We start from the raw sequence: 22,237 nt of genomic DNA on the forward strand, positions 1-22,237 counted from the left end.
AAAGGGCAAAAGCCTGTTCAAAAACATCGGGCTAAATTGGCGCTCGCCAGGCCTTTCGGCTATAAATTTCGCAGTGATTCTAAAAGAGATCGTGATCTGTTTTGACTGAGCAAACACCACCCGGCGGCGGGAAGCTCCCGCCAGGCATCGAGCCGATTTCCATCATGGAGGAAATGCAGCGATCGTATCTCGATTACGCCATGAGCGTGATCGTCAGCCGCGCGCTTCCCGATGTCCGTGATGGTCTCAAGCCCGTTCATCGGCGTATCCTCTATGCTGCGCATGAAAGCGGCTATCACTGGAACCGCAAATACGTGAAGTCGGCTCGTCCCGTCGCCGACGTCATGGGTAAATACCATCCGCATGGCGACGCCTCGATCTACGACGCCTTGGTCCGCATGGCGCAGCACTGGTCGCTGCGCGTGCCGCTCATCGACGGGCAGGGGAATTTTGGTTCGATCGATGGCGATCCGCCGGCAGCGATGCGTTACACGGAATCGCGCCTGACGAAGGTCGCCCATGAGCTTCTTGAGGATATCGATAAGGAAACGGTCGATTTCCAGGAAAACTACGATGCGACGACGGAAGAACCCAAGGTTCTGCCGGCCCGCTTCCCCAACCTGCTCGTCAACGGCTCCGGCGGCATTGCCGTCGGCATGGCGACGAATATTCCGCCGCACAATCTCTCTGAAGTGGTCAACGGCTGTATTGCCCTGATCGACAATCCGGCGATCGAACTGCCTGAGATCATGGAGATCATCCCCGGCCCGGATTTCCCGACCGGCGCCAAGATTCTTGGCCGTGCAGGCATCCGTTCCGCTTATGAGACGGGCCGTGGTTCCGTCGTCATGCGCGGCGTCGCCGTCATCGAGCCGATGCGTGGTGATCGCGAGCACATCATCATCACCGAAATTCCCTATCAGGTGAACAAGGCGTCGATGATCGAGAAGATGGCCGAACTGGTGCGCGATAAGCGCATCGAGGGCATCTCGGATCTGCGCGACGAATCCGACCGTCAGGGCTATCGCGTCGTCGTCGAGCTGAAGCGCGATGCCAATGCCGAGGTCATCCTCAACCAGCTTTATCGCTATACGCCGCTGCAGACCTCCTTCGGCTGCAACATGGTGGCGCTGAACGGCGGTAAGCCCGAGCAGATGAACCTCTTGGACATGCTGCGCGCCTTCGTGGCCTTCCGCGAGGATGTGATCAGCCGTCGCACCAAGTACCTGCTGCGCAAGGCGCGCGATCGTGCGCATGTCTTGGTCGGCCTCGCGATCGCCGTCGCCAATATCGATGAAGTTATTCGCGTCATTCGCGGCGCTCCGGATCCGCAGTCGGCGCGTGAAGAACTGATGACGCGCCGTTGGCCGGCGGCGGATGTTGAATCCCTTATCCAGCTAATTGATGATCCGCGCCATCGCATAAACGAGGACGGCACCTACAACCTTTCGGAAGAACAGGCGCGTGCCATTCTCGAACTGCGCCTAGCACGTCTGACTGCTCTCGGCCGCGACGAAATTGACGAAGAGCTCAATCAGATCGGCGTCGAGATCAAGGATTATCTCGATATCCTGTCGTCACGTGTCCGCATCCAAACCATTGTAAAAGAAGAGCTTATCGCTGTTCGTGACGAGTTCGGCACGCCGCGCCGCACCGAGATCGTCGATGGCGGTCTGGAGATGGACGACGAGGACCTGATTGCCCGCGAGGACATGGTCGTCACCGTGTCGCATCTCGGCTACATCAAGCGCGTGCCGCTGACGACCTATCGCGCGCAGCGCCGCGGCGGCAAGGGCCGTTCGGGAATGACCACGCGCGACGAGGATTTCGTTACCCGGCTATTCGTTCTCAACACGCATACGCCGGTTCTGTTCTTCTCCTCGCGCGGCATCGTCTATAAGGAAAAGGTCTGGCGCCTGCCGATCGGCACGCCGACCTCGCGCGGCAAGGCGCTGATCAACATGCTGCCGCTGGAGCATGGTGAGCGCATCACCACGATCATGCCCCTGCCGGAAGACGAGACCACATGGGACAATCTCGACGTGATGTTCACGACGACGCGCGGAACCGTGCGCCGCAACAAGCTGTCCGATTTCGTCCAGGTCAACCGCAACGGCAAGATCGCCATGAAGCTGGAGGAGGCGGGCGATGAAATCCTCTCCGTCGAGACCTGCACCGAGCATGACGATGTGCTGATGACGACGGCGCTCGGCCAGTGCATCCGCTTCTCGGTTTCGGATGTGCGCGTCTTTGCCGGCCGCAATTCCGTCGGCGTTCGGGGCATCAGCCTGGCGTCGGGCGACAGCATCATCTCGATGACGATCGTCCGCCATGTCGATGCGGAACCCTGGGAGCGTGCGGCTTATCTGAAGCGCTCGGTCATCGACCGCCGGTCGACGACGGGCGACGACGAGGAAATTGCGCTGGTCGGCGAGGACGTCACCGAAGAGGGACAGCTGAACGACGAGCGCTACGAGGAGCTGAAGGCGCTGGAGCAATTCGTCCTGACGGTTTCGGAAAAGGGCTTCGGCAAGCGGTCCTCCTCTTACGATTTCCGTATCTCCGGCCGTGGCGGCAAGGGTATCCGCGCCACCGACACATCGAAGACCGGTGAGATCGGCAAGCTCGTTGCCGCCTTCCCGGTCGAGGATAGCGATCAGATCATGCTTGTCTCGGACGGTGGTCAGTTGATCCGTGTGCCCGTTGGCGGCATCCGCATCGCCAGCCGCGCTACCAAGGGCGTGACCATCTTCTCGACCGCCAAGGACGAGAATGTCGTCTCGGTGGAACGCATCAGCGAGCCCGAGGGCGAAGACGATGCAGTGATCGAGGATGACGACACGGCCACTGGCGAGCCTGGAGAAGCTGCCGGCGACATCGAGGGCGCAAGCGAGGAATAAGTTCGCTGCGTCCGGCGACCGAAGCGGGATTCAACTCCGTCCGTGGTCAAAAGTAGAGTATCTACAAACGCATAAGCCTGCCTTGAAAAGCAGGCTTATGCGTTTGCTTTTGGGCGATACGCACGAGCGGTGGATGAGCCGATCGCTATTCCGGCCGTCTGCTGCTCGAGGAAAAGGGCGGCAGCACTTCCAGGCTGCCCCGGTCCAGTTGTGCCAGAACCTCGCCATAGCCGAAGCGGGAATGCCATCCAAGGACGGTGCCCGCCGAAGTCGAGGCATAGATGCGATCGATCGTTCGCGGCAAAGGCCACTGTCGGCGTTCGAACTCGGCGGCAAGTGCGGGCGCGCGTAACCTGATGACGGAAGCCGCATCGATCGCGAGATCCTCGCAGTCTTCACGCTCGAAAAGCGTTCCGGCAGAAACGATATGTCGTTGAAAATGATCGCCGCCATTCGTCAAGGCGGCCGCGTGGGCGTCGGCCACGTCCCGGATGTCAACGCCGCGATGCAATCGATAGGCGGCCATCACATTGCCCGGTTCGGGGAAACTCCGAGACATGCGCAAAATGCGCACCTGCAAATCCGGGCCTGCCATGTTCTCCAGGATTTTCTCGGCTGCCAATTTCGTGCGATGGTAGATGCTTCTGGGCAGCGGTTCGGTGGTCTCGTCGATCCATATGCAGTGGCCTGGAACGACCGCGTGACCATAGAGTGCCGTGGTGCTGGTGAATACCAGTCGCTTGACGCCGGCGGCTAAAGCCGCCTCGCACAAAAGGCGTGTCCCCTCGACATTAACGCGCCGAAATTTGTCATCGGAGACATTTCCGACATGAGGAGCATGGAGCGCCGCGCTATGGATAATTGCATCCGCACCCGCCAAGGCATCTCGCAGAAACGATGTATCGGCAAAATCCCCGACAAGATGCGTTGTCGAGAATGGAGAGCGATCGATCCCCAGGATCTCGTTATCTCTGGCCAGGGCATTGAAAATCGCGCGGCCAAGCCGCCCCGAGCTGCCTGTTAGGATAATGCGCATATCGATCCCTTAGCGAAATGGGCAACATCCAGATTGCAGAGATTGCCCTGTCCAAGGTCGCAAAATCAGGATCTCGCCGCAACGGCAATCTGGCAACAAGATCAGTGAATTGATGGCGATATTTCATGGCAATAAAAAAACCGGACGCTGAGAGAGCGTCCGGTTCAAATCCATCCGAGCACCTGGTGGGGAAAGTGTGCCCGGTACGCGGAGATCAGAGCGTCTTGTGACGCTTATGCAGCCTCTTGCTCTCTTCGCTTTCACGATGGAGCGCCGAAATGGTGGATGCGATAGAGACGACAAACATGATGCTGATAAAAATTGTAAGCACCGTCAAAATCGTGAACATGATCGCTCCCTCCTTTGGTGGGACTAGCGTTCAGATCCCTTAGTATTGGCTCGAGGCAACAAAGGGGCGAGCCGAAGCAAAGGGACCATAAATCTTCGACTGGTCTGGTTTTTGATCGTAAAGCGCGATGGTAGCTGCAAGCATTCCCGAAATCATGGCCATCCAAACAACGTTAATAAGGGTGATCTTGTCGGGCATACTCATCTTCCTTCTTGCCGCAATGTGCAAATCTGTGTTTCGGACTTTAAACGCGGCGGTTCGTAAATGGTTCCGCCGATGTTGAGAGGGGTATTTAGCAATGCGTGCCTGAAGCGACCTTGAATGCCTTGTTCATCTGGCGTTCAGATTCGCGATGCGTCTTGCGCATGGCAATGGCGATTTCTTGGGCAGAACTGATGCCATTGGCGCTTTCCGAGGCCGAATCCCATTCGATCGTGTAGTTATCGGCGAAAAGATGAACGAGGTATTCGACGATAAATGAACCGATGATAGCGCCTGCAATAATGAAGACGAGCATGGCGTGATGTTCCTTGAGCCGGGGAGGCGAGCCGTTGAACCAGGCCCGTTTCGATGTTGGTGCCATTAAGGCATTGTCGAGCTGAAACAGGCTTGAACATCGCATTCATCTGCGGTTCAGAGGCGGCCCTGAGGTTGCAAATGACTTGCGATACGGCCCCATCCGTGACAAAAGGCGTCGAAACAACGAGCCGGCTTGGTATGACGACAGCCTTTTATCCCGGATCCTTCGACCCGATGACCAACGGACATTTGGATGTCCTCGTGCAGGCGCTGAATGTCGCCTCGAAGGTTATTGTCGGGATCGGTATTCATCCCGGCAAGAAGCCGCTCTTCTCATTCGAGGAGCGGGCGGAGCTGATCCGCAGATCGCTCGCGGAGGCCGTGCCGCAAAAGGCGGGTGATATTTCCGTCGTCGCCTTCGACAATCTGGTGGTCGATGCTGCCCGCGCGCAGGGTGCCACCCTGCTGGTGCGTGGTCTGCGCGATGGCACCGATCTCGATTATGAAATGCAGATGGCCGGCATGAACAGGCAGATGGCGCCGGATATCCAGACGCTGTTTCTGCCCGCCGGCACGGCGTCGCGGCCCATAACTGCCACATTGGTGCGGCAAATCGCATCCATGGGCGGCGATGTCAGCGCCTTCGTGCCGTCAGCGGTTCTGGAAGCCCTGACTGGCAAACTCAAAGATGCGGCCAGCGCCAAAAGCTGAGCTGAAATCCATTTCCGAACGGAGCACCCATGAAACTTTTCCATATCTCATTGGCAGGCTTCCTGAGCCTTGCCGCCTTCGCGGGCAGCGCATTCTCGGCAGCGGCCGAGGATCTTCTGACGATCCAGCTCAAGGATGGTCCCGTTGTCATCCAACTGTTGCCTGAGGTTGCTCCCAAGCACGTCGCGCAGATCGAAGCGCTGGCGAAGAAGGGCGCATACGACAATGTCGTCTTCCACCGCGTTATCGACGGCTTCATGGCTCAGACCGGCGACGTCAAGTTCGGCAACATGACAAAGGGTTACAACGCACAAAAGGCCGGCACCGGCGGCTCCGATTTGCCGAACCTTCCGGCCGAATTCTCCAAGGTTCCTTTCACGCGCGGCACGGTCGGCATGGCCCGCGCCCAGGACCCGAATTCCGCCAATTCACAGTTCTTCATCATGTTCGCCGATGGCGATTCCCTGAACGGCCAGTACACGGTCGTCGGCAAGGTCATCTCCGGCATGGAGCTCGTCGACAAGATCAAGCGCGGCGAGGGGCAGAACGGCGAAGTGAGCAACCCGGACAAGATGGTCAAAGTCACCGTCACCAAGAAATAAGTGTAGAACATATAGAACGAGGAAACGAACATGGCTGAGATCAAGGATCCCGAAAACACCCTCATCCTGGAAACCACCAAGGGCGAAGTTGTCATTCAGCTTCTGCCGCAGGTCGCTCCTGAGCATGTCGCTCGCATCAAGGAACTTGCTCGCGAAAAGGCTTATGACGGCGTCGTCTTCCATCGCGTCATCGACGGCTTCATGGCCCAGACAGGCGACGTGGAACATGGCAAGGTCGGCGGCAATACCGCCCGCGCCGGTACCGGCGGCTCGTCCAAGCCGGACCTGAAGGCTGAATTTTCCGCCACCACGCACACTCGCGGCACCTGCTCGATGGCGCGTTCGCAGAACCCGAACTCCGCCAACTCGCAGTTCTTCATCTGCTTCACCGATGCACCCTGGCTGAACAAGCAGTATTCGGTCTGGGGCCAGGTGATCAGCGGTATGAACAATGTCGACAAGATCAAGCGCGGCGAGCCGGTGAAGGATCCGGACTCGATCGTCTCCGCGCGGGTTGCCGCCGACGTCTGATCGTGATTATTCCTGAAACCCGCCTCTTGCGCCTTGGGCGTGGGGGGCGGGTTTCGCTTTGCCTGGATAAGCTGAATGCGTGTTGACCTTTTCGATTTCGATCTGCCGGATGAGCGCATAGCGCTCAGGCCCGCCGAGCCGCGCGATAGTGCGCGCCTGCTCGTCGTCGATCCGAATGACCGCGGCAACGCGCTGAGCGACCATCTGGTCCGGGATCTACCATCCTTCCTGCGCCCAGGCGACGCCGTGGTCTTCAACGATACGAGGGTGATACCGGCGCAATTGGAAGGCATTCGCCATCGCGAGGGTGCCCCCGGCCAGCAGGTCTCGGCGACCTTGCACATGCGCACCGCGCCCGATCGCTGGAAGGCTTTCGCCAAGCCCGGCAAGCGCATCAAGATCGACGATCGTATCCAGTTTGGTCACGGCGAGAATGTCTGCGCGCTCGGCACGCTGGACGCCACGGTCGAGGAAAAGGGCGAGGGCGGCGAGATCACTCTGCGGTTCGATCTGTCCGGCCCGGCGCTGGACGAGGCGGTCGCCACGGTCGGCCATATTCCGCTGCCGCCTTACATTGCAGCCAAGCGTGCGGAAGACGAGCGTGATCGCGCCGATTATCAGACAATCTATGCCCGGGAAGAGGGCGCCGTCGCAGCGCCCACAGCCGGCCTGCATTTCACCCCGGCGCTGTTTGCAGCACTCGATGCCATGGGTGTCGAACGACATTTCGTGACGCTGCATGTCGGCGCCGGCACGTTTCTGCCTGTTAAGGCTGACGATACCGACGATCACAAGATGCATTTCGAGATCGGCCATGTCGACGCCGGGACAGCGGTCAAGCTCAATGCCGTGAAGGCGAGGGGCGGACGCATCGTCTGCGTCGGGACGACGTCGCTGCGACTGATCGAAAGTGCTGCCGATGACGACGGCATCATTCAGCCCTGGCAGGGTGCCACCGGCATTTTCATAACGCCCGGCTATCGCTTCAAGACCGTCGACATGCTGATGACCAATTTTCACCTGCCGCGCTCGACGCTGTTCATGCTCGTATCGGCCTTCGCCGGCCTCGATACGATGCGCGCGGCCTATACCCATGCTATCGAGACGGGCTATCGCTTCTATTCCTATGGCGATGGCAGCCTGCTCTACCGGAAAGACTAGGACGAGATGAGCGAGAGCTTTCAATTCCAATTGAAAAAGACCGATGGCGGCGCCCGCCTCGGCGAAGTGTCCATGCCGCGCGGCACGATCCGCACGCCGGCCTTCATGCCTGTTGGTACGGTCGGCACGGTCAAGGCCATGTATCTAGACCAGGTGCGAGAAACCGGCGCCGACATCATCCTCGGCAATACCTATCACCTGATGCTGCGTCCGACCGCGGAACGCGTCGCGCGTCTCGGTGGTCTGCACGAGCTGATCCGGTGGAAACATCCGATCCTGACCGATTCCGGTGGCTTTCAGGTGATGTCGCTGTCGGGCTTGCGCAAGCTCGACGAGAAGGGCGTCACCTTCAAGTCGCATGTCGATGGCAGCCTGCATCATATGTCGCCCGAGCGCTCGATCGAGATTCAGGGACTGCTCGGTTCCGATATCCAGATGCAGCTCGACGAATGCGTGGCATTGCCTTCGACTCCGAAGGAGATCGAGCGCGCCATGGAAATGTCCTTGCGCTGGGCGGATCGCTGTAAGGTGGCCTTCGGCGACCAGCCGGGCAAGGCGATGTTCGGCATCGTGCAGGGCGGCGATATCCCCGATCTGCGTGTCCGTTCCGCGCAGGCGTTGAGCGGTTTGGATCTGAAAGGCTACGCCGTCGGCGGCCTTGCCGTCGGCGAGCCGCAGGAGGTCATGCTGCGCATGCTCGAGATCACGCTGCCCGAGCTGCCGACCGAAAAGCCGCGCTATCTGATGGGCGTCGGCACGCCGGACGACATCCTGAAATCGGTTACGCGTGGTATCGACATGTTCGATTGCGTGATGCCGACCCGCTCCGGCCGCCATGGTCTCGCCTTCACCCGCCGCGGCAAGGTCAATATCCGCAATGCACGCCACGCCGAGGACATGCGCCCGCTCGACGAACAGTCCAACTGCCCGGCCTCGCGCGACTACTCCCGAGCCTATCTGCATCATCTCGTCCGCGCGAACGAAGCGCTCGGCGGCATGCTGCTCTCCTGGCACAATCTCGCCTATTACCAAGAGCTGATGCAGGGCATCCGCCAGGCAATCGCCGAAGACCGCTTTGCCGATTTCATGGCGGAGACGCAGGAAAATTGGGCGAGGGGCGATCTCGAGCCCGTTTGACGTCGGAAAAATGAAGGCGTCGATGCACATTCTTGTGCGCATCTGTCTTTCGCGCTAAATGGGAACCGTCGAAAAAGGCAGGGTCGGTTTCGGTAAGCCCGACCCCTTCCACTCGGAAGCTCTGCTCCACGCCATCGGCGTGAGAACCCGCGACGCGGAACTTGGCCATTGTGGCCGAGCACCCTGCGTTGGCGTGGTCCATTTCGACCGATAAGCCTCCGTGGGGGAACCTTTGGAGCTGTCATGCGACTGAATCATCTAGATCTGCACGTTCCCGATGTCGCCGCGACCAGGAATGTTTTTGTTTCCGCCTTTGGCCTGACTGAGGTCGAAACACGTGGCGCAAATGGTCTCGCGATCCTGCGCGACGATGCCGGGCTTGAGCTGGTCATCAGCCGACCAATCGAGAAATTCGGTGGAGCCGACACCGTATCGGTTGGCCGCAACACCTATCATATCGGCTTCATGCTGCCGTCTCGCGAGGCTGTCGATGCACAGTACCAGCGGGCGAAAGCGGCAGGCTGCGAGATGGGGCAGCCGCCTGCCGCGGTGCGTGGCGGTTGGTCGTTCTATTGCTTCGCGCCCGGACAAATTCTCATCGAGGTCGGCTGGCGCAGCGAGTGAACCTGCATGGTAAATCATTTATTATCAATTGATTGCTAGCATTAACTGATATCGTTTCGAGCCGGCCGTGGCATGGCGCCAGGGATGCGCCCGGAGCTCCCGCAGAGCTCGTGACGGCTTTGTGACAGGAAAGCATTGGGAAAAAATAGCGAATCGGAATAAACGGTCCTTCCGCCAATGATAAGCATCACTGGCTAATTTGATTGCGTAACGCTTGGAATTTTGAAGAAATCCGGCTACAACGCATTCTCTTTGTCGATAAGGGCTGTTCTACTGAAACTAGGAGGCACTTGCCGTTGAGGGCGCAACGCAAATTGGGGGCATGTCTTTCGGGATTGTTGCTTGTCGGTCTGGCAGCCACGAGCTGCACGACGACGCAGAAGGCAGCACCGAGCCCCCGCAGTTCGACGAAACCCATTCGTCCAGCGAAAGTTACATACAACTACACCGCAAAGGACAGAGACTGTCTCGAGCGCGCAATGTATTTCGAGTCGGAACATTCCGACCATGATGGATATATGGCAGTCGGGACAGTCGTGATGAACAGGCTGACGTCCGGTGCCTATCCGGATACGATCTGCGGGGTCGTAGCTCAGGAAAGACAGTTTGCGCCCGGAGTGATGGTCAAGGAAGTCAAATCCCAAGCACAACCGGATCTCGATCTCGCAGCCGCTGCAATTCTGCGGGGAGAGCGGCATCCTGGCGTCAAGGACGCGATGTTCTTCCACACTCAGGGCCTGAGGTTCCCTTATGACAACATGCACTATGTTGCCATAGCCGGTGGGAACGCGTTCTACGAGAAGCGCGGTCGGGATGGGGAACTGCAAACCCCTGCGCCGCTTCCAGGCTATGAAGTTGCGATGAACTACGTGTCGGCGCGAGGCATGTCGGTGACGCAATCTCCGTTCGTATTGCCGGAAACGCAACCGGCACTACAAACGCCTTCCGTCGCCACCTTTACGCCGGTCTCAAATCCGAGCGTCGCTATGCCGACAACGACTACGCTAGTTCCGGCTGAAGTTCCCATTCCGACACCGGCTCCGACCTCCATGTCGATTTCATCGCCTCTCACGGATGCAAATGCGGTCGCCAATCCGGTGCCGACCTCCACCATAGCCATTCCGCAGCCACGCCCGAATTTCGAGGGCGGCAGCTTTTCCGGCAACTCGCTGAGAATTCGAGGCTAGCAACGCTAGCCAATGCCTTTTAGCGGCGCGTACTGTCTTCAGTGATGGACGCGCCGCCCTCCACGGCACCATTTTCCTTCAAATACCTTCGCTCGTCGTATTCGGCAGGATTTGCACGCCATTGATCTTGTAGGCACCATCAGGCTGTCGGGTTATCTGGTAGATCGCCGTCCAGTCTTTGCCGTCTCTGCCGGTGATCAGCACTTCCTGATAGACGACGGCGCCGTTATCGATCGCGCGGCTTTTCCCGAATGCGTAATTGCCGGGGTGATAGACCGGCTGGTAGGCCTTCTTCACCATGGCAAAAAACGTATCCTTGTCGGGAAACAGCGCCTTGATGCCTGGCGCTGCGAAGGAATAGGCGGTGGCCGCATCGTTATGCAGGAAAGCGCCTATCTGCTCCTGGATCAAGCTCTGGGCCGTCTGCACCGGGTCTTCCGCGCGCGCTGTCGACGCGAGGATGAGGCAGAACATGACGGCTACGGGAAATGCACGCATGGGCGATCTCCGGCTATATCACAGCCAGAATAGCGCGCTTCCCGTCTTCGCGAAAGCGGCTACTGCCAGCGGCGGAACAGCGCGCTGGCGTTGACGCCGCCGAAGCCAAAGCCATTGGAGATCGCATAGTCCATGGCCATCGGTCGGGCGGCCGCACCGACCAAATCGATGCCCTCGGCCGCAGCATCCGGTTCCTGCAGGTTGCGGGTCGGAGGGGCGATCTGGTCGCGTAGCGCCATGATGGTGAAGATTGCCTCCATCCCGCCGGCAGCGCCTAGCAGATGGCCGGTCGCCGCTTTCGTCCCGCTGACCGCGATCGCACCGTTGCGCCCGAAGACGGTCTTGATGGCCTCCATCTCGCCATGGTCGCCCACCGGCGTCGATGTCGCGTGCGCGTTGAGATGCTTGACCTCGCCAGGCGAGATCCGAGCCTGCGAAAGAGCCGCCAGCATCGCCCGGCGCGCACCATCGCCGTCTTCCGGTCCCGCGGTCATGTGGTAGGCGTCAGCGGCCGTGCCATAGCCGACAAGTTCGGCAAGCGGCGTGGCGCCGCGGGCAAGCGCATGTTCCAGCGTCTCGATGACGAGCATACCGGCGCCTTCGCCCATGATGAAACCGTCGCGCGCGCTGTCGAACGGGCGGGAGGCTTCCTCGGGCCGGTTGCTGAAGCCGGTGGAAAGGGCTCTTGCCGCAGCGAAGCCGCCGAGGCTGACTTTGTCTATGCAGGCTTCCGCGCCGCCGCAAATGGCAACATCGGCCTCGCCGGAGCGGATCAGCCGTGCCGCATCGCCGATTGCCTGGACACTGGCGGCGCAGGCCGTGACCGGTGCGCCGAGCGGCCCCTTGAATCCGTAACGGATGCTGACCTGGCCGGCGGCGAGATTGACGAGGAAGGACGGGATGGTGAAGGGCGACAGCCGCCGCACACCGCGCGTTTCGGCCGTGCGCACTGCGTCGGCGATGGCCGGAAAACCGCCGACCCCGGACGCTATGATGGTGGCGGTACGCTCCAGATCGAGAAGCTCCGTCGGCTGCCAGCCGGCCTGAAGGATCGCTTCCTCGGCGGCCGCCATGGCAAAGAGGATGAAGCGGTCCATCTTCTTCTGGTCCTTGATGGGCACGTAGCGGTCGACATCGAAGCCGGCTTCCTCATCCTCATCAATGCTCGGAACGATGCCGCCGACCTTGGCGGCGAGATCGCCGACCATCTCCTCGGGCAGCAGCCTGAGGCCGGAGTGGCCCGCAATCAGCCGCATCCAGCTTGCATTGACACCGACGCCAAGAGGGGAAACCAGGCCCATGCCGGTTACGACGATACGATCCATGTCTTGCTCCTATTCGATCAGGCGTCGAAGCCCAAAAACCATGCTTTCATCTGGGCGATGCGCTCATGAACGGCGTCATCGGCGGCCGGCCCGGGTACCAATATCGTGTCTTCGGGATGAAACGCGCGGCCGGTTACCCTGTCGATGAGAAGGGGATCCCGATCCTCGCCCGTGTCGGCATCGGCCAGCCGCATGGCGACCTCGTCTGACGGCAGATGCTGATTGCCCCAGGTGAAAAGCGCCATCAAGACAGGGAAGAAATCGCTGCCTTTCGCGGTCAGCACATATTCGTAGCGCGGCGGCCGCTCGTTGTAGAGACGCCGCTCGAACAGGCCTTCATCGGTCAAGTGCTTGAGCCGCCGCGTCAGGATGTTCGGCGCGATACCGAGATTCCTCTGAAATTCGTCGAACCGGCTCAGCCCCTGAAACGCATCCCGCAGGATGAGGATGCTCCACCAGTCGCCGACGCTTTCAAGCGCACGCGCGGCCGGACATTTGAAGGTGCTGAAGCTTGTTCTCTGCATGGCAACGCGAATAGCATGAGTAGATAGCATCATGCAAGTTACTGCGAGTGACATGCGTCCGCCGGAATTTGTGTCAGGGTATTGAGAAATGAAATGAGGCGAACCGGAATCCGTTTGCGGTCGTTTCAACAAGGCGCCTCTGCAGCAAAGCGTCGGCGATGAAGGTGAAATACTCCGCGTGCTACCTACAAACGGGACCCCGAGCTCTCAGTACGGAGGCGTCTTGCGGGCATGCTGTCGTTTGACTGCCTCGGTCCACCAGGAGAGGTCGTCGGCAAAGCGGGGAAAAGCTCTCGCAAGGGCATCGCCTCCGCTCCCGAAAGGTTTATTGTCAGCGTCCAATGCAGTCGAGATACTGGCGACGGCGAGGGTGCTTGAGATGACGACCATTCCCATCTCAGAAAGCGTGCCATGCCAGGGGACCGCCGCATGCGCGCCGGAAAAGCGGCCACCGGAGTAGCTGGCAATTGCGGCCGGCCGCCAAAACCATTCCTCAAGGTAATGATCAGTCAGGTTTTTTAGACCGGGTTGCATGCCCCAGTTGTATTCGCCTGTGACGAAAATAAATGCATCGGCTCCGCGAATTTTTGAGGCAAGCCTCTCCATTTCCGGGGGAGCCGAACCTTTGGGGTATTCCTTATACATTCGATCGAGCATCGGCAGTCCAACATCCTTCGCGTCGATCAGTTCCGCATCGTTTCCGCGCTGACGAAGGCTGGTTACGATATAATTCGCGAGACGGATGCCGAGGCGATCCGACCGGTAGGAGCCATAGAGAACCAGGATATTGTCGGTCATTGTTGATTATGTCCTCCATAGCCAACTCCGAAATGAAGCAGATGCGAGCCGTGACCACATTCATAGCGGGAAGGCAATGCGCAACGTCGGATGAAAAGTGATATAGGTCCAATTCTGGAACTTTGACAGGCGCTCCAACAAAATGGCGCGGCCTTTCAATTCCAATTGACATCGCGACACCGATCGATCCGGAAGTGGCGGGAGCGCTACGAATTGGAACGTCAATCAGAACCACACTGTGATCCAAGTCCACTTTCGAAATTGCCAGGTCTCACAAGACAATCGCAGTACACCGTTTCCGGGCTTCAAGGATCGGCAATCTGGGGTAGCAAAGATGGATGAGAATGAGATTCGAACGGCGCTCGATCGGCACTGGGCCGCCTCGGACGCAAATGAGTTCGATGTCGAGCACGATATATATCAGGAGAATGCACTGCTCGAGTACCCGCAATCGGGCGAACGCATCAGGGGGCGGAACAACATTCAAGCCTCTCGCATCGCGCAACCCAACTCCAAGCACTTCAGCGTGCGGCGTATCATTGGTGCGGGGGACCTCTGGATTACGGAATTCATCCTTAGCTATGACAACAGTCCATCCTACTCGGTGAGCATAATGGAATTCCGGGATGGTAAAGTGGCCCGCGAGACCCAGTACTTCGGCGACCCGTTTGCGCCGGGACCGTCGCGAGCGCAATGGGTTGAATGAACGAGATGAGGCGGACTACTAGGTTTGCGACTCCGACGGTACGGAGGCACTCATTTCCTCGCCCGGAATATCGTCGAAGGAGGCGTAGTTGAGGTTATAGAGCTTCGAATAGAGCTTGCCGTTCGCCATGAGCTGGTTGTGGTTGCCACTTTCGATCAGCTGTCCATTTTGCAGCACGATGATGCGGTCGGCCTCGCGGATGGTGGCGAGCCGGTGGGCGATGACGAGGCCGGTGCGGCCTTCGAGCAGTTTCACCAGCGCCTTCTGGATCAGCATCTCCGTATAGCTGTCGATATTCGCCGTCGCTTCGTCGAGCACCAGGATCTTGGCATCCGCGACAAGGGCGCGCGCGAAGCTGACGAGCTGGCGCTGCCCGAGCGAAAGTCCGCCGCCGCGTTCGCCGAGAATGGTGTCGTATCCATCAGGCAGCCGCACGATGAATTCATGTGCGCCGACAGCCTTTGCAGCCTCGATGGCCTCCTCGCGCGTTGCCTCCGCCTTGTTGTAGCGAATGTTCTCCAGCACCGAACCGGTAAAGAGGAAGGGTTCCTGCAGCACCATGGCGACCTGACGGCCAAGCGAATCCTGGGTGAGGGACCGCACGTCATGACCGCCAACCAGCACCTGGCCCTGCTGCACATCATAGAAACGATGAATGAGGGCCATGGAGCTCGATTTGCCCGACCCGGTCGGTCCGATCAGCGCCACGGTCTCACCGGGATTGACCTTGAAGCTGACGTTCTTCAGCACGGGATGCTGGGGATTGTAGCCGAAGACGACGTCGCGGAACTCGACCGAGCCATCCATGTCACGCGAAAGCTCCTTGGCATCGGGAGCATCCTTGATGTCGATCGGAACATCGAGCACCTCGGTCAACCGCTGGCCAGAAGCCATGGCGCGCTGCATGACCGAATATTGCATGGTCAGCGAGCGGATCGGGTCGAAGAAGCGCTGGATGTAGAACAGGAAGGCGACCATGATGCCGACATCGAGCTTGTGGTTCAGAACCATCGAGCCGCCGACGATGATGACGATCGCCATCGCCATGCCGGTCAGCGTGTCGACGATCGGCACCATGACCTGGGCATAGCGTGCCGCGGTCAGATGTGTCTCGAGATTGGCATGCGCCTTGTCGTCGAAGAGGCCGAAATTGACGCCTTGCCGATGCATGCCCTGCACGGCGCGCACGCCATGGATCGCCTCCGCCAGCGCGCCACTGGTGACGGAGTTGGTCTCATGTGCGTTCATGAAGGCGACGCGTGCCTTCGGCAGCCAGAACAGCCGCACGATAAAGAGGATCGGCATGACGGACAGCGTCAGCAGGCCGAGCCGGAAATCGAGCGATAGCATGACGATGACGATACCGAAGAGCAGGGCGATGTCACCGACTGAGAGCACGGAAGTTTCAAGGAATTCCTGCATGGAGTTGACGTCGCCTTGCAGGCGCGACATCAGCCGGCCGGCCTCGGTCTTGTCCATGAAAGAGAGCGATACGTGCTGCAGGTGTGCGAACATCGCGCGGCGTATATCGAACAGCACCTCTTCAGCGACCTGGCCGACATATGTCTCCTGTACGTAGCTCGCACCATAATTGATGACAATCGCCACCGCAAAGATCGCCAGCGCCAGCCACAGCGCCGAATAATCGATGGCACCCGGCGCCATCGCATTGTCGATCGCATGGCGTATGACGAGCGGTATGACGATCTGCGACGCTGTGAACAGCAGCACGGCGACCACTGAAATATAGATCTGGCGGCGATAGGGGCTGACAAAGGCCCAGATGCGGCGAATGATCTTGGTGTCGAAGACCTTACCGAAGATTTCCTCTTCGACGCGATGCGAACCGACGACTGCACGGGGAGGGCGACGCCCATCCTCGCGCACGTCGTTGCGCTCGGTTTCGATAGTTTCCGACATTGTCAGACCTCCCCTTTCGCTCTTGCGAGCCTGCCGCCGGATGTCTTGGCGACATCGTCCTCCGGGCGAACCTGCAGATCGTAAAGCGCCTTGTACCGCCCTCCCGCGGCCAACAGCTGCTCATGGGTCCCGCGCTCGACGATCTCGCCATCCTCGATGAACAGGATCTGGTCGGCATGCATCAGCGAGCTCAGCCTGTGAGCGACAACCAGCGTCACCCTGTCGCGGGCAAAGCGCTTCATGGCGCTGCGGATGCGCTGTTCCGTCGCCGCATCGATCGCGGCCGTGGAATCGTCGAACACCATGACAGCCGGTTTCAGCATCAGCGTGCGTGCGATCGTCAGGCGCTGGCGCTGGCCGCCGGAAAGCGACACGCCGCGCTCGCCGACGACAGTGGTGTAGCCGGCCGGCAGGCCGAGAATGTAGTTGTGCAGCTGCGCCGACTCGGCCGCACGCTCGATGCGGACCTCCTTGGCCCAGGGGTCGCCATAGGCAATGTTGTTCTCGATACTCGTCGTGAACAGAAAGGAATCTTGCTGCACGACGGCAACATTCTGTCGCAAGGATTGCAGCGTCGCCTTGCGGATATCCTGGCCGTCGATGGTGATCCGGCCAGAGGTGATGTCGTAGAAGCGCGGGATGAGATGCGCGATGGTGGATTTGCCGCTGCCAGGCGGGCCGACGATGCCGATCGTTTCGCCGCGTCTTGCCTCGAAACTGATATTCTTCAGCACCGGCCGCTTTTCCGGACCCGGATAGCTGAAGCCGACATTCTCGAAGCGCAGCACACCCTCCATTACCGCAAGCGGCTTTGCGTCCGGCGCGTCCTTGATGGCGATATCGAGATCGAGCAGCGCAAAGAGGCGCGAGCCGCAGGTCGAGGCGCGGGCGAAGGCATTGACCATCAGCCCGAGCTGGCGCACCGGCATCTGCAGGATGGTCATGAAGGTCAGGAAGGAGGCGAGGGTGCCGACGCTGATCTCACCCGCGATCACCTTCAGACCGCCCATCCAGAGCACGAGACCCATGGCGATGAAAAAGGAGAGGTTCATCGCGCTGGTATTGATGACGCGGATGCCGACACGCTTGTGGGCGAGGGACAAAGCGCTATGCGACGCCCGGTCGAACTTCGCAATTTCGTGCATCTGGGCTGCGAAAGCGCGGACAACGCGGATGCCGCCGAGATTCTCTTCCATCACGCGTGTGAGTACCGAGAGGCGTTCCTGCAGGTCGAGCCATGTCGAGCGCAATCTCAGCTGGGTGACAGAGGAGCGCCACGCCACGAAGGGCACGAAGCTCAAGGCCAGCAGGCCGAGCACCACATCCGTCGACAGCAGCATGTAGGCGCCGACGCCGATCAGCATGCTCAGCAGCAGCATGCGCACCAGCGCGGTGGAGAAATACATGCGCACCCCTTCCAGATCGAGCAGCCCGACGGTGATGAGATCGCCAGAATGCATCTTGTCGTGGAAGCTGAAGGAGAGCTGCTGGATCTTTTCGTAGCAGGCGAGCCTGAGCTCGTAGCCCATATGATGACCGACGGCCTCGCTGTAGTAGTTCTGCACCATCGTGAACAGGCCGCGCAGGATGCTGACCGTGAGCAGGAGCAGGGCGGTCGTCATCAAAGCATTCTCGGCGATCTGGCCCGCAGCGCCACCGGCGATCGCCGTCTGCGTCTGGTCGACTGCGTGGCCGAGCAGGCGCGGTATCATCAACTGCAACGTTGCAGCTACAAAAGTTGCCCCAATGGCGAAGCTTGTCTGCCATGGATGGCGCAGCGTCATATGGGTGATCCGCACGATCGTCGAGAGACCTTGCCCCCAACCGGCCGCATTGACATGCGCACGCGAAGCCAAGGACTTCGCGGCGCTTCTTGATGAATCGCTGCTCACGCTTTTATCCAGGTATTTTCGAACGAGGCGGGCCCGGAGTCGGGTTCGTATCTCAGGGGAAATATTGATAGGATGAATTTCGCCGATTCCGTGGCGACGTTCAAGAGTCAATTGGTCACAAGTACCGCGCGAACGTTAGATTGCGTGTTCGAAAAATTTTCGAGGCGATGTCGGAGCGATAATCGGCGAGACGTCCTTTGGGCACGACCCCAGAAGCACGGAGGACATCATGCGCAAGGTCATAGCAGCGACATTCATCAGCCTTGACGGCGTCATGCAGGCACCCGGCGGCCCGCAAGAGGATCCGACCGGCGGTTTCAAGCATGGCGGCTGGACATTTCATTATTTCGACGAAGCCACGGGCAAGGCGCTTTTCGAGGTTTTCGACAAGCCGTTCGACCTGCTGCTCGGACGCAAGACTTACGATATTTTCGCCGCCCATTGGCCGCATGTCGGCGACGACGATCCCATCGCCAAGCAGTTCAACAAGATCACCAAATATGTCGCGACGCGCGGAAGCGGCAAACTGGATTGGAACAACAGCCGATCGCTCGGTAGCGATGTCGTTGCAGCGATCAAGCAATTGAAGGCGGGCGAGGGGCCGGACCTGCTGATCCAGGGCAGCAGCAACCTCATCCAGACCTTGCTTCGCAACGGGCTTATCGACGAATTCAGCCTGCTGACCTTTCCGCTTGTGCTTGGCGGCGGCAAGAAGCTCTTCGGTGACGGTGCCGTGCCTGCGGCAATGAAGCTCCTGCGCACCCAAATCTCTCCGACCGGGGTCATCATGGCGACCTATCAGCCGGCCGGCTCGGTGAAGACGGGCTCGTTCGCCTTGCCGGATCCGTCCGACGAGGAGATCGAGCGGCGTAACAGGCTGAAATGACCGTAGAGGCGGGGAGCTCGAAGAGGTGTCTCCGATCGAGACTAGGCTTCGTGCTCCCGACCGCTTCGGAGTTCGCGAAGGGATTTCATGATTTCGCGAAGACCCTTTGTGAGATGCTTGTCCCGACGCAACACTATGCCGAGTTGCCGAACGAGCCTCGGCTTGAGCGGCGAGGTGACCAGCAGGTCCGACTTGTCCCGCCTCAGCGCCATATCCGGAAGGATGGACCATCCGAGGCCGGCGGCGACCAGCTCCTTGATGGCCTCGACGCTTCCGAACTCCATGGCCGGCTCAGGGCGAACCCCAGCCGCCGCGAACCATTCGTTCGTGGCGCGACGCGTGTTTCCGCCTTCGTAAAGCAGTAGCGTCTTGTCTTTCATGAATTCCACATCCGGCCCGCCTTCCGGTATGACGCTTCCCTTTGGCCCCACAGCCAAAAGCTCGTCATCATCGAACGGTTCGACCTCGAGCGAACGGCCGGTCGCGGGCAGGGCTACCACTGCCAGGTCCAACGCATTGGTTTCGAGATCGCGCAGAATCTCGTCAATATTGCCGATACGGACGATGATTTCGAGATCAGGCATGCGCTTCTTGGCTATGGCGATGGCCCGCGGTAGCAGATGGATCGATGCCGTGCCGCCGCTGCCGATCCGCACGCGGCCGACCGATCCCTCGCGAAAAGGCGTCATCGCCTCTTCTGCCATGGAGCAGGCTTCGATGATACGGCGCGCTTGGGGAAGGAGCTCAAGTCCGGCGGGAGACGGCTGTGCCCGCCGTCCCACACGCTCGATCAGCCGCACGCCGAGGCGCTGTTCCAGAAGCTTCACCTGCAAGCTGACGGCGGGCTGCGTCAGCCCGACCTTGTCGGCAGCAGCCGTGAAGCTGCCGAGATCGACGACGCTGACAAAGGCGGCGAGTTGATCCAGATTGAGCATCAGAAGGATTCCTTATGGATTGCATTAAGACCATAAGCTTCCTTCGCGGCATGTGCCAGTGCATCCTAAGCCATGTCCGATGAGATGAGCTTGGGAAATATGCAGATGACAATTGATATCGAAAGATCGACGGCAGCGATGCCGAACGTGGACAAGGACAGACGAAAGCCGGGATTCCTGCGGCCTGCACTGGCAGCGCTTTTGTCCTATCTCGAAAAGCGAGAGACAAGAAGCAATCTGCGCGATCTGACCGATGACCAGCTTCGGGACATCGGCGTGACACCCGCGGAAGCGCGCGCCGAAGTCAACAAGTCGTGGTTCTGGGGTTAGACGGTCGAAGAGGCCCGAGCCGATGGCCGGAAACTTTGAACAGCAGTACGTTGCAGGTTGTTCGACGGAGGAGGGGCCTACCAGCGATATCTGAGCGAGGCGGATAACCCGTTTTTTGTGGCACCGTTCTTTTTTCCGCCACAGATTTGCCCGATCTATCGCCTTCGAAAACCGACAGTTCCCCCGGTTGCCCGCCAGCCCGTCAATCACAGAGACTGCAGACATTCATGTTCAAGACGTCCTCCTTGCTCCTCGCCACGGCGATCTCATCCGCATTCCTTCTCGGCACCATTTCGACGGCAGAGGCCGGGCAGGCGAGCTACCTCGTGGATGTGAAGAGTGGCCAGACGCTGGAGGCATCGAACCAGGATGAGCTGAACTATCCGGCTTCGCTCACGAAGATGATGACGCTCTATCTTGCCTTCGAAGCGCTGCATGACGGCCGCCTGAAGTGGGATCAAAATTTGACCATGTCGGAGAATGCCGAAAGCAAGGAGCCCTTCAAACTGGCAGTCGGCGTCGGCCACAAGGTCACCGTGCGCGAAGCGGTCGAGGGTATCGTCGTCCTCTCGGCCAATGACGCAGCCGTTGCGATCGGGGAGCAGCTCGGCGGCTCCGAGGATAGTTTCGGCAAGATGATGACCGGAAAGGCGCATCAGCTCGGCATGAGCAACACCGTCTTCAAGAATGCCTCCGGCCTGCCGGATCCGGAGCAGGTGACGACAGCTCGCGACCTGGCAACGCTCGGCGTTGCGCTGATGCGGGACTTTCCGGAGGAGTTCAAGCTCTTCTCGATGCGCGGCATAAAATTCCGCGGCATGAAACTGCGCGGCCATAACAATCTGATGTATCGCTATGCCGGCGCCGATGGCATCAAGACCGGCTATACCGATGCTTCCGGCTACAATCTCGTGACATCTGCGACGAAGAACGGCCGCCGCGTCGTCGGTGTCGTGATGGGCGAAAAGACCGCGCGGATTCGCGATGACAAGATGGCAAGCCTTTTGGACACCTATCCGCCGGTGGCTCCCACAGCCACGGTATCTGTTGGTACCGCCAAGCAGACCTTGGCGAACTGATCTTCGCGTCTAAAGTCGAACTCAGACCGGTTTCTGCCCCCGATGATCATTTCGTCGTCGGCGGCGGATTGAGGTGGCTTGTTCGTTCGGTGAAACCGGACACGGGTACGGGAGGATGAGCGGCAAGCACGATCTGTGCTGGAGCGGCCGCCTTTGTCTTCCACTGTTTACTTGGCCTCCGGCATGGAGAACATCGGATTGCCGCTCGCGGTGGCAGAGGCGGGCACTTCTTCCTGCATTACGTCCCAATGCTCGGCCACCTTGCCATCGGCCAGGCGGAAGATATCGACTGCAACCATCGGCTTTGGACCCCACCCCACATAGCGTCCATGCACCATCACAAGATCGCCTTCGGTGACGACCATGCCGGGTTCATAGGAAAAGTCCTTGCCAAGGCTGGCGATGAGACCAGGAATAGCTGCCGGGCCGTCCGGGATCGAGGGATTATGCTGGATATAGTTGGGCGCGAAATATTGCGCGACGATGCTAGGGTCGCGATCGATGAAGGCGCCAGTCAAGACACGCAGTGCGATCTGCCTGTTGGTTTCCATGGACTTATCTCCTTGCGTAATTGCCTGCCTGCCGAC

The 22,237-nt window shown here is 59.5% G+C and carries 24 protein-coding genes; 12 read left to right on the forward strand and 12 right to left on the reverse strand.

The features are described 5' to 3' along the window. The first annotated feature begins 101 nt into the window (after nt 1-101). On the forward strand, nt 102-2,900 hold the full coding sequence (gyrA, locus tag JTP94_RS21800) for a DNA gyrase subunit A (protein ID WP_204852547.1): 2,799 nt from the start codon (nt 102-104) through the stop codon (nt 2,898-2,900). Between the two features lie 145 nt (nt 2,901-3,045). On the opposite strand, the gene JTP94_RS21805 is transcribed toward gyrA, so the two are convergent. The 4 genes from JTP94_RS21805 to JTP94_RS21815 all read right to left on the reverse strand — a co-directional run bounded on the left by JTP94_RS21805 (nt 3,046) and on the right by JTP94_RS21815 (nt 4,868). Further along, complete coding sequence (locus JTP94_RS21805; RefSeq protein ID WP_204852548.1) at nt 3,046-3,936, reverse strand: NAD(P)-dependent oxidoreductase; 891 nt, start codon at nt 3,934-3,936, stop codon at nt 3,046-3,048. Nucleotides 3,937-4,150: 214 nt separating this feature from the next. Continuing rightward, nucleotides 4,151-4,285 carry a hypothetical protein gene (locus JTP94_RS35825; protein ID WP_271025163.1) on the reverse strand — a complete coding sequence of 45 codons (135 nt, stop codon included), beginning with the start codon at nt 4,283-4,285 and terminating at the stop codon, nt 4,151-4,153. Between the two features lie 39 nt (nt 4,286-4,324). Beyond that, the gene (locus JTP94_RS21810) at nt 4,325-4,483 is read right to left on the reverse strand and encodes a hypothetical protein (RefSeq protein WP_167669546.1); all 159 of its coding nucleotides are present in this window, start codon (nt 4,481-4,483) and stop codon (nt 4,325-4,327) included. 94 nt (nt 4,484-4,577) lie between these two features. Then, nucleotides 4,578-4,868, reverse strand: coding sequence for a hypothetical protein (locus tag JTP94_RS21815; protein WP_246755177.1), 291 nt, complete (start codon nt 4,866-4,868; stop codon nt 4,578-4,580). A gap of 134 nt (nt 4,869-5,002) precedes the next feature. Here JTP94_RS21815 and coaD point away from each other — a divergent pair, with 134 nt between their 5' ends. The 7 genes from coaD (at nt 5,003) to JTP94_RS21850 (ending at nt 10,757) form a co-directional block, all read left to right on the forward strand. Continuing rightward, a complete protein-coding gene (gene coaD / locus JTP94_RS21820; RefSeq protein WP_204852549.1) occupies nt 5,003-5,515 on the forward strand; it encodes a pantetheine-phosphate adenylyltransferase in 513 nt (170 codons plus the stop codon). A 29-nt stretch (nt 5,516-5,544) separates the two neighbouring features. After that, nucleotides 5,545-6,117: a peptidylprolyl isomerase gene (locus tag JTP94_RS21825; protein ID WP_204852550.1), complete on the forward strand. Its 573-nt coding sequence runs from the start codon at nt 5,545-5,547 to the stop codon at nt 6,115-6,117. A gap of 30 nt (nt 6,118-6,147) precedes the next feature. Continuing rightward, nucleotides 6,148-6,648 (forward strand): peptidylprolyl isomerase, encoded by a 501-nt coding sequence (locus JTP94_RS21830; protein ID WP_204852551.1) that lies wholly within the window; start codon nt 6,148-6,150, stop codon nt 6,646-6,648. Between the two features lie 75 nt (nt 6,649-6,723). Next, entirely contained in the window at nt 6,724-7,809 is a 1,086-nt protein-coding gene (gene queA / locus JTP94_RS21835) for a tRNA preQ1(34) S-adenosylmethionine ribosyltransferase-isomerase QueA (protein ID WP_204852552.1), read from the forward strand. Between the two features lie 6 nt (nt 7,810-7,815). After that, nucleotides 7,816-8,946, forward strand: a complete 1,131-nt coding sequence (gene tgt, locus JTP94_RS21840) for a tRNA guanosine(34) transglycosylase Tgt (protein WP_204852553.1) — start codon at nt 7,816-7,818, stop codon at nt 8,944-8,946. Nucleotides 8,947-9,189: 243 nt separating this feature from the next. Then, the gene (locus JTP94_RS21845; RefSeq protein ID WP_204852554.1) at nt 9,190-9,570 is read left to right on the forward strand and encodes a VOC family protein; all 381 of its coding nucleotides are present in this window, start codon (nt 9,190-9,192) and stop codon (nt 9,568-9,570) included. Between the two features lie 296 nt (nt 9,571-9,866). Beyond that, a complete protein-coding gene (locus JTP94_RS21850) occupies nt 9,867-10,757 on the forward strand; it encodes a cell wall hydrolase (protein WP_204852555.1) in 891 nt (296 codons plus the stop codon). Nucleotides 10,758-10,835: 78 nt separating this feature from the next. Here JTP94_RS21850 and JTP94_RS21855 read toward each other — a convergent pair whose 3' ends face one another. The 4 genes from JTP94_RS21855 to JTP94_RS21870 form a co-directional block, all read right to left on the reverse strand. Beyond that, nucleotides 10,836-11,255, reverse strand: coding sequence for a DUF4864 domain-containing protein (locus tag JTP94_RS21855; protein WP_204852556.1), 420 nt, complete (start codon nt 11,253-11,255; stop codon nt 10,836-10,838). Nucleotides 11,256-11,314: 59 nt separating this feature from the next. Next, nucleotides 11,315-12,580, reverse strand: a complete 1,266-nt coding sequence (gene fabF, locus JTP94_RS21860; RefSeq protein WP_204852557.1) for a beta-ketoacyl-ACP synthase II — start codon at nt 12,578-12,580, stop codon at nt 11,315-11,317. Nucleotides 12,581-12,597: 17 nt separating this feature from the next. Next, on the reverse strand, nt 12,598-13,104 hold the full coding sequence (locus JTP94_RS21865; RefSeq protein ID WP_204853069.1) for a helix-turn-helix domain-containing protein: 507 nt from the start codon (nt 13,102-13,104) through the stop codon (nt 12,598-12,600). A 207-nt stretch (nt 13,105-13,311) separates the two neighbouring features. Further along, nucleotides 13,312-13,902, reverse strand: a complete 591-nt coding sequence (locus tag JTP94_RS21870) for an NADPH-dependent FMN reductase (RefSeq protein ID WP_204852558.1) — start codon at nt 13,900-13,902, stop codon at nt 13,312-13,314. 334 nt (nt 13,903-14,236) lie between these two features. Here JTP94_RS21870 and JTP94_RS21875 point away from each other — a divergent pair, with 334 nt between their 5' ends. Continuing rightward, nucleotides 14,237-14,608, forward strand: coding sequence for a nuclear transport factor 2 family protein (locus JTP94_RS21875; RefSeq protein WP_204852559.1), 372 nt, complete (start codon nt 14,237-14,239; stop codon nt 14,606-14,608). An 18-nt stretch (nt 14,609-14,626) separates the two neighbouring features. Here the strand turns inward: JTP94_RS21875 and JTP94_RS21880 are convergent, their stop codons facing one another. Both JTP94_RS21880 and JTP94_RS21885 read right to left on the reverse strand, forming a co-directional pair. After that, nucleotides 14,627-16,528: an ABC transporter ATP-binding protein gene (locus tag JTP94_RS21880; RefSeq protein ID WP_204852560.1), complete on the reverse strand. Its 1,902-nt coding sequence runs from the start codon at nt 16,526-16,528 to the stop codon at nt 14,627-14,629. Nucleotides 16,529-16,530: 2 nt separating this feature from the next. Beyond that, a complete protein-coding gene (locus JTP94_RS21885) occupies nt 16,531-18,420 on the reverse strand; it encodes an ABC transporter ATP-binding protein (protein WP_204852561.1) in 1,890 nt (629 codons plus the stop codon). A 229-nt stretch (nt 18,421-18,649) separates the two neighbouring features. Between JTP94_RS21885 and JTP94_RS21890 the strand changes: the two genes are divergently transcribed. Next, nucleotides 18,650-19,306: a dihydrofolate reductase family protein gene (locus JTP94_RS21890; RefSeq protein ID WP_204852562.1), complete on the forward strand. Its 657-nt coding sequence runs from the start codon at nt 18,650-18,652 to the stop codon at nt 19,304-19,306. A gap of 41 nt (nt 19,307-19,347) precedes the next feature. On the opposite strand, the gene JTP94_RS21895 is transcribed toward JTP94_RS21890, so the two are convergent. Then, nucleotides 19,348-20,241: a LysR family transcriptional regulator gene (locus tag JTP94_RS21895; RefSeq protein WP_204852563.1), complete on the reverse strand. Its 894-nt coding sequence runs from the start codon at nt 20,239-20,241 to the stop codon at nt 19,348-19,350. A 138-nt stretch (nt 20,242-20,379) separates the two neighbouring features. Between JTP94_RS21895 and JTP94_RS21900 the strand changes: the two genes are divergently transcribed. Together JTP94_RS21900 and JTP94_RS21905 are read left to right on the forward strand one after the other, a co-directional pair. Then, entirely contained in the window at nt 20,380-20,571 is a 192-nt protein-coding gene (locus tag JTP94_RS21900) for a DUF1127 domain-containing protein (protein WP_246755246.1), read from the forward strand. 227 nt (nt 20,572-20,798) lie between these two features. Further along, a complete protein-coding gene (locus JTP94_RS21905) occupies nt 20,799-21,650 on the forward strand; it encodes a D-alanyl-D-alanine carboxypeptidase family protein (protein WP_204852565.1) in 852 nt (283 codons plus the stop codon). A 167-nt stretch (nt 21,651-21,817) separates the two neighbouring features. On the opposite strand, the gene JTP94_RS21910 is transcribed toward JTP94_RS21905, so the two are convergent. After that, nucleotides 21,818-22,201 carry a nuclear transport factor 2 family protein gene (locus JTP94_RS21910; RefSeq protein WP_204852566.1) on the reverse strand — a complete coding sequence of 128 codons (384 nt, stop codon included), beginning with the start codon at nt 22,199-22,201 and terminating at the stop codon, nt 21,818-21,820. Nucleotides 22,202-22,237: the final 36 nt, after the last annotated feature.

Origin of the sequence: Martinezella lusitana (assembly GCF_016901135.1) — a bacterium.
In the GTDB taxonomy this organism is placed as follows: domain Bacteria; phylum Pseudomonadota; class Alphaproteobacteria; order Rhizobiales; family Rhizobiaceae; genus Rhizobium; species Rhizobium lusitanum_D.